The sequence below is a fragment of the Aquabacterium sp. UBA2148 genome, from assembly GCF_002328915.1.
Classification (GTDB): Bacteria; Pseudomonadota; Gammaproteobacteria; order Burkholderiales; family Burkholderiaceae_C; genus Aquabacterium; species Aquabacterium parvum.
In genome coordinates this window covers 1-6,945 of the sequence record NZ_DCXA01000329.1, presented here as the reverse complement: position 1 = coordinate 6,945, position 6,945 = coordinate 1, and the positions used below count along the sequence as shown (strand labels likewise).

At 64.4% G+C, this 6,945-nt stretch carries 6 protein-coding genes and 1 pseudogene; 6 read left to right on the top strand and 1 reads right to left on the bottom strand.

The annotated features are described in order from the left end of the window. Positions 1-316, bottom strand: a 316-nt coding sequence (locus tag B2W70_RS18360) for a sugar transferase (RefSeq protein WP_286748028.1), incomplete at its 3' end; no start/stop codon positions are given. Positions 317-606: 290 nt separating this feature from the next. On the opposite strand from B2W70_RS18360, the gene B2W70_RS18355 reads away from it, so the two are divergent. The 6 genes and pseudogenes from B2W70_RS18355 to B2W70_RS18330 all read left to right on the top strand — a co-directional run. Continuing rightward, positions 607-2,028 carry a GNVR domain-containing protein gene (locus B2W70_RS18355; protein WP_286748026.1) on the top strand — a complete coding sequence of 474 codons (1,422 nt, stop codon included), beginning with the start codon at positions 607-609 and terminating at the stop codon, positions 2,026-2,028. Further along, the gene (locus B2W70_RS18350) at positions 2,025-2,960 is read left to right on the top strand and encodes a polysaccharide biosynthesis tyrosine autokinase (protein WP_286748024.1); all 936 of its coding nucleotides are present in this window, start codon (positions 2,025-2,027) and stop codon (positions 2,958-2,960) included. The genes B2W70_RS18355 and B2W70_RS18350 overlap by 4 nt, the downstream gene beginning before the upstream one ends. Further along, positions 2,957-4,411 carry a DUF6418 domain-containing protein gene (locus B2W70_RS18345; protein ID WP_152987561.1) on the top strand — a complete coding sequence of 485 codons (1,455 nt, stop codon included), beginning with the start codon at positions 2,957-2,959 and terminating at the stop codon, positions 4,409-4,411. The genes B2W70_RS18350 and B2W70_RS18345 overlap by 4 nt, the downstream gene beginning before the upstream one ends. Next, on the top strand, positions 4,386-5,489 hold the full coding sequence (locus tag B2W70_RS18340) for an acyltransferase family protein (protein ID WP_286748022.1): 1,104 nt from the start codon (positions 4,386-4,388) through the stop codon (positions 5,487-5,489). Before B2W70_RS18345 ends, B2W70_RS18340 begins: the two co-directional genes overlap by 26 nt. Next, complete coding sequence (locus B2W70_RS18335; RefSeq protein ID WP_286748020.1) at positions 5,486-6,565, top strand: glycosyltransferase family 4 protein; 1,080 nt, start codon at positions 5,486-5,488, stop codon at positions 6,563-6,565. Before B2W70_RS18340 ends, B2W70_RS18335 begins: the two co-directional genes overlap by 4 nt. Beyond that, positions 6,562-6,945: pseudogene (locus B2W70_RS18330) on the top strand (glycosyltransferase family 1 protein); the annotation flags it as partial. The gene B2W70_RS18335 and the pseudogene B2W70_RS18330, both read left to right, overlap by 4 nt.

The following is a 6,945-nucleotide window of genomic DNA, read 5'->3' as shown; positions in this document are numbered from 1 at the left end:
ATTCGGCGCGGGCGGCGGGGTCGTTCTTGAGCAGCTCGGCCAGCATCTCGGCCGAGTTCAGCACCATGCTGCGGAACTTCCAGCACTTGAACATCTGGCCATCTCGGCCCACCCGGTAGTGCCCGAAGAAGATGGGGCGGCCGTCGCGGCGCCAGATCAGCCAGGCGACCACGGCCATCAGCGGCGCGAACAGCGTGAGCAGGATCAGCGCGCCCAACTGGTTGAGCCAGGTGATGAGGCGATCGAAGCGGTTCTTCTCGCGCAGGCGTGACTTGACGCTCAGGCCTGTGACCACATAGGACGTTGAGCTGGGCATGTCTGGAGGCTCCCTAGAGGATGCAGGTTTTCCTGCCTTGCTTTTTGGTATTGCATGTGGTGTGCCATGTGGCCGGATGGGTGAGGACACGGGGGTTTGCCCCGGCGTGGCGCTGGCACAGACCCGTTGCACGAAACGGGTGCGTTGGCGCGGCTTGACAAATCCCTGTTGTGGCGCGGTTGGTGGATTTGTTGGTGCCCGGTGCACTGAGTTGGCCGCTTGTGCTCGCTTGAGGGGTGGGCCATGGCACGCGGCGTGCTTGATGGGGTGGGTAAACACGGACTCAGCCCATGACCCTCACTCAAATCTTGTTGTCAATCCAGGCCCGCTGGCGCCTGGTGGCCGGGGTGTTTGTCCTGGTCTTCATCACCTTGCTGGCCTTGCTGGCGTCTCAGCCCAAGCAGTACAAGGCGCAGGCGTCGGTGATGCTGGATGTGAAGTCGGCTGACCCGGTGGATGGCGATGTCATCCCAGCTCTGGGCGTGGCGTCTTACATGGCCACGCAGGTTGACCTGCTGCGCAGCGAGCGCGTGCTGCGCCGTGCACTGACGCTGCTGAGGGCACACGAAAGCGAATCGACCGTGCAGCGCTGGCAGGAGGAAACCGGCGGTCAGGGCGACATGCTGACCTGGTTGAGTGAGGTGACGCTGCGCCGGCTGGAGGTGCAGCCTTCGCGTGAGTCCAACGTGATTTCGTTTGCCTATGCGGGCGCCACGCCGCAGGTCGCCGCCGAGGTCACCCAGGCCATCACCAAGGCTTACATCGACACGAACATCGAGATCCGTGTTGACCAGGCCAAGCAGTACACGAACCTGTTCGACGCACGGGCCAAACAACTGCGCGAGGCTGTCGAGGCCGCACAGCTCAAGCTCTCCAAAGCGCAGCAGGAGGGCGGGGTTCTGGTCAGCGATGAGCGGCTCGACTTCGAGACCGCGCGCCTGGCCGACCTCTCGGGGCAGGTGTTGGCTGCACAAGTGTCGGCGGGGGAGTCCGGTGCCCGCACCGACATCAGCCGCGGCAGTGGCGTCAAGATGCAGGAGGTGCTCAACAGCCCCCTGTTGTCAACCTTGACTGCTGGCCTGGTGGCTGAAGAGGCTCGCGTGGCCGACCTGGCCACCCGGCTGGGTGAGAACCACCCGGACCTGGCCAAAGCCCGGGCCAATGTGGCTCAGATGAAAACACGCATCGCCGAAGAAACCCAGCGCGTTGTCGGTGGGGTCGCGGTCACCGATCGACTGGCCTCGACGAAGTTGGCGCAGCTTCGCACAGCCTATGACGCGCAACGCCTCCGTGTGGCTCAACTCAAAACGCTGCGCGATCAGCTCTCGGTTTTGCAGCGCGATGTCGACAACGCCAACCAGGCCTACAGCCAAGCCGTGGCCAAGGCTGCTCAGATTGAATTCCAGTCGCAGGCGCGCCAGAGCAATGTCACCGTCATCCGTTCGGCAACGGTGCCTGCGCGCGCAGCCAGTCCGAACCTGCGCAACGGCCTGCTCCTGTCGGTGCTCGGGGCATTGTTGCTGGGGGTCGTGGTGGCTTTGACTTTCGAGTGGCTGGACCAGCGTGTGCGCCACGAAACCGACGTGACCGTGATGTTGGGCCGACCTTTGTTGGGCGTGTTGCCGGATGCCGATCGGGTGGCGGGTGGTGCGGGGCGCATGACGGCGTTGCGCGCTGACCTGATGAAGAGGCTGGGGATGGGGGTTGCATGAACATTCGCCACGAACACGCGATCGCGACGCGCACCTCAGACGAGCCTTTCGCGCAGCCGCTGATGCATCCCGTTGCTTCGGCCAGCGATCCTTCTCGCGCGGGCAGGTCCATTGGTGGCTTCATCCGAGAAGCCCGCAACCTGAGCGATGAGCAGGTCGAACAGATCCTGATTTACCAGCGCAAAAATGACTTGAAGTTTGGCGAGGCTGCCGTGGCGCTGCAGTTGGCCAGCGGTGAGGACGTGCGTCGCGCCTTGTCGTTCCAGTTTGACTACCCGTACGGTGAAGCGCGGGTGCGCAGCCTCAGTGCAGAGTTGGTGGTGGCGGCGTCGCCGTTTTCAGCGGCTGCCGAGGTGTTTCGCGATTTGCGCAGCAAGCTGCTGGGCCTGGGGCCCGCAGAGGGCGAGGCCAAACGTGCTTTGGCGGTGCTCAGCCCGGAAGTGGGCGATGGCAAAACCTTCGTGGCGGTGAACCTGGCGATTGCGTTCAGCCAGCTGGGTTTACGCACGCTCATCGTTGATGCCGACCTTCGATCCCCCCGCGTGCACAAGATCTTCGAGGTGCCTGACCGGGTTGGTCTGAGCAATGTGTTGGCTGGTTTGACACACCAGGATTTCATTTACGACGTGCCTGGCCTGCCCAGCTTGTACGTGCTGCCGGCGGGCATCGAGCCGCCCAACCCGAACGAGCTGATCGCCAAGCCTGGCTTCACGCTGTTGCTCAGGGACCTGCTGCAGCGTTTCGACCAGGTCATCGTGGACACGCCTGCATCCAGCCTGGGTGCCGACGCGCGCATCACCGCCATGAAGGCGGGTTCGTGCCTGGTGGTCTCTCGGCGCCATGGCACCAAGGTCAAGGCGCTCAAGGGCTTGCTCGATGCCATCGACAAATCGCCCACGGCCTTGGCCGGGGTGATGCTCAACGATCGATGAGCATGGGCGCTCTGGGCGTGAACGCAGGCGTGGTCATGGTGCGCTCGCCGGGGGCCGAACGTTGGCCCATGTCCATGATCTACGGCACCGCCTCGCTGCTGGGGTTGTTGTTGTTGGCCCTGGTGGAGCCCCACCCCTTGTTCACTGTGCTGGCCACGCTCGCGTATGGGGTGGTGGTGGGCAACCTGATGTGGCGCTTGCGGGGCGCCAGCGCCCTGATCGCGCCGATCGCGCTGTTGCACGTGGCCGTGCTGGTGTCGCTGGCGGCCATCGAGTCGGGTGCGTCAATGAAGGAGCTCGGCATGTTTGGCGAGCCCTCGGCGGGCGGGGTGGCGTTCGCGGTGATCGGGGTGGTGTTTGTGTTGGCTGCCACGGTTGCGACGCGTGCTGCGATCTCGAGGTGGCCGTCGCCCCCACCGGGCCAAGTGGTGCGACTGAGCGGGCCGATGGCCTACCTCAGCGTCACCATCGTCGGTGTGCTGGTGGTCTACCTGTTCCTCCGTGGTGCCGTCACCGGCTTTCCTTTGTTGTCGGGGGCCGATCGATTTGCGTACCGGGCCGCCGCCGATGTCATCGTCATCAACGTGCTGACATTGAAATATGTCATCGCCGGTTTCATGGGCGCTGGTGCTGCGCTGGCTGCAGAGCGCCGTTGTCGCTTCGCCCACCAAGCTGTGTTCGTGGCCTACCTGGCGGTGACGTTCTTGTTCGCCGACAAATTCTTCAACATCCTCATCGCGGCGATCATCTTTTCAGCGCCTGCGTTCATGCTGGGCGTGCACTCAGGTGGTCGGGCCTTGTTGCGCCTGTTGCCTGGCGCGGTGCTGGCTGTGGCATCGGTGCTGGCGGTGACGGTCTACATCTATTCGGGTGGCGGCGTCTTGTCTGCGGCACAGACCGCCGAACGCCTGCTGGGCCGGGCGGCTGGCCAGGGACAGCTGTGGCATGTGGCGGTGCGAGAGCATGGCGACTGGCTGCGCTTTGATGCCCAGGAGGCGTCCAAGACGCTCGGCAGCCTGACGGCCAACCCTGCGGCCACGTATGCACTCAGGGAGCGCATGGGCCCGTTTTACTTCATCGAAAAGCACGCGCCCTCGGCCATGCATCGCTCGTTTTTCGCCAACTCGGGCTGGGTCACGCCCACCATGGTGAGCGAGGCCTACGCGCTGGTGATGTTTGGCCACCTGGGTTTGCTGGTCATCGTGGTGGCAATGGGGGCGGTGCTGGGCGGCTTGATCGGATTTTTCCGCTGGCGCCTGCTTTCGGGCAACCCCTTCATGGTGCTGCTGCCTGCGGCCATGCTCACGCAGTTCATCTACGGCTACGCGCAGGGCACGCTGTACTCCCTCATCGGCTTGTCGACCTTGAAGATCTACGCGGCTTTCTTTGTCGTCGGCTGGTTCAGTCACCTTTGGCTCAAGCGACATGCACAATCGACTGGCGCACCTTGATGGGCTGCGGGGCCTGGCGGCCTTGTTGGTCCTCTATCAGCACCTGGTTGAGTACCTGGTGAAGCCAGCTACTGCCTGGCCATGGTTGAGCGAGCACCTGGTGTTCCTGCATGGCGTGATCGACCTGGGCAAGGTTGGTGTGGTGGCGTTTTTCCTCATCAGCGGGTTCATCGTTCCTTACAGCTATCGCGAGCCCGGGGCGGTGGGTCGGTTCGCGTCCTCGCGCTTCTTTCGCCTGTACCCCGCCTACTGGCTGTCGCTGCTGCTGGCTGTGCTGTGCCTGCCTCACCTCAAGGACGTGAGCTTCACGTTGCCACAGGTGCTGGCCAACCTCACCATGCTGCCGAAGGTGCTGGGCCACAAGGAGGCCCTGGGGGTGTACTGGACGCTGTTTGTGGAGCTCGTCTTCTACGCCACCACGGTGGTGGTGTTCATGCTGGGCGGCCTGCGTTCGCTGCGTTGGTGCGTGGCGCTGGTGGTGATTTTCTGCGCGCTGGCGTTGGTGGGCGCCGGGCTGCGCGCGCAGGGGCGCTCGGGTGCGCCGGTCACGCTGTTGCTGTATCTGGCCTACATGTGGTTTGGGGCTTGCTGCCGTTTGTGCTTTCTTGAGCGCTTGCCGGGTGCGTGCCGTGTGGTGGCATGTTTGTTGGCGGCGCTGCTGGTGATCACCCCGCTGGTCTGGGGCATTGCGTTCGACGATGCCTCGCACACCGAGTCCGTGTTGGCCGCGGTGCTGGGTTGCCTGGGGGGCGTGGTGCTGTTCCTGTGGTGCGTGTCGCGTCAGGTGTTGGTGCACCCGTTCTGGCTGCGTGCTGGCGCTTTGAGCTATTCCGTTTACCTGTTTCACCCGATCGGGCTGGATCTGGGCATGGCGCTTGGCACGGCCATTGCGGGCGATGTGTTCGTGGTTCACCTGCTGGCCCAGGTGGCGGTCACGCTGGGGTTCACCTGGGCGGTGGCCGACTTGGCAAAGCGGTGGATCGAGGACCCGGCCATCGAGGTGGGAAGGCGATTCGGTGATCGCCTCTGGGGCACGAAAGCGGCCAGTTTGAACATGGCGGGCAGGGTGAAGTCATGAAGGTGTTGCACGTCGCAGAGAGCATTTGGGGAGGTTGTGGCACCTACCTCAACGAGATCGTGCCGCTTCAGCAAGAGGCGCTGGGGTTGGCACAGGTCCGTTGTGTGGTGCCGGCTCAGCACGTGGCCCACCTGTCCCGCATCGAGCCAGCCAGCTTGAGCCTGTTTGACCGACCCGGTCGCCTCCAGGGCTTGCCTAAACTGGCGGCGGCGGTGCTGCGAGAAATCAAGGCTTGGCAACCCGATGTGATCCACGCCCACTCCACCTTTGCCGGCCTCGTCGTGCGCTCGATCGCGCAGGTGCTGCGCTGGCCACCGATCGTGTACTGCCCGCATGGGTGGGTCTTCGATGTCGAGCAGCCGCGAATGGTGCGCACCTTGGAGCAGCAGGTCGAGCGTGTGTTGTCGCACAGGTGCCAGCGCATCGTGGCGATTTCGGAGTCCGAACGCGTCAAAGGCATCGAGGCCGGCATCCGCGAGGACAAGATCACGGTGGTGCCCAACGGGCTGCGCGATCGGCCCGATGTGCGACCCGCTGCCTGGGACGATGCGCGCTTGAAGGTGCTCTTTGTGGGGCGACTGGACCGGCAAAAGGGCATCGATGTCTTGCTGCAGGCCGTGCAGGGTTTGCAGGAGCAGGTGTGTGTCAAGGTGGTGGGCGAAGCGGTGGTGGGTGCGGCCGACCCGCAGCACGACACCTCCTTGCCGCACGTGACGTTCCTGGGTTGGATGAGCCAGGATCAGGTGGCCGCACAGATGGCCGCTTGTGACGTCGTGGTGATGCCCTCTCGGTGGGAGGGCTTCGGGCTCGTCGCCATCGAGGCCATGCGCGCGGCCAAGCCCGTTTTCGCCTCGGAGGTGGGCGGCTTGGTTGAGATCGTCACGCCAGACACAGGGCACCTGTTTCCAGTGGGTGACGACAAGCGGCTGCAGCAGCTGTTGCTGGACGCCTCCGATGAGCGTTTGCGGGAGATGGGGGCGCAAGGTCGGCGGCGCTTTGTGGAGCGCTACCTGATCGACCGCACCAGCGAGGGCTTGTTGTCGATCTATGGCGACCTGGCGGGAGCGGCCAGATGAGCGGAGAAAGCCGATCTGCGGTGCGCGTTTGCGTCAACGGCCGCTTCCTGACCCAGTCCACCAGCGGCGTGCAGCGGTTTTGCCGCGAGCTGCTGGCCGCCGTCGACAAGCACCTCCACGAGCACCCAGCCAGTGCTCAGGGCCTGGCCTGGGAGCTTTGGGTGCCTGAGGGTGCCCGCGACCTGCCCACTTACCAAGCCATCCGCCTTCGCCAGTTCGAGGACAAGCCTGGTCACGCCTGGGATCAGCTCTTGCGTCGTCACGCCGCGCCCGATGACATCCTGGTGAACCTGGCCAACGGCGGGCCCGTGCTGCGAGGGCGCAGCCTGTCGGTGATCCACGATGCGGCGGTGTACCGCACGCCTGCCAACTTCACGCGG

Coding starts and splice junctions, on each gene's coding strand:
- B2W70_RS18345 (WP_152987561.1), top strand. CDS start 2,957: ATGAGCATGGGCGCTCTGGGCGTGAACGCAGGCGTGGTCATGGTGCGC.
- B2W70_RS18350 (WP_286748024.1), top strand. CDS start 2,025: ATGAACATTCGCCACGAACACGCGATCGCGACGCGCACCTCAGACGAG.
- B2W70_RS18355 (WP_286748026.1), top strand. CDS start 607: ATGACCCTCACTCAAATCTTGTTGTCAATCCAGGCCCGCTGGCGCCTG.
- B2W70_RS18335 (WP_286748020.1), top strand. CDS start 5,486: ATGAAGGTGTTGCACGTCGCAGAGAGCATTTGGGGAGGTTGTGGCACC.
- B2W70_RS18340 (WP_286748022.1), top strand. CDS start 4,386: ATGCACAATCGACTGGCGCACCTTGATGGGCTGCGGGGCCTGGCGGCC.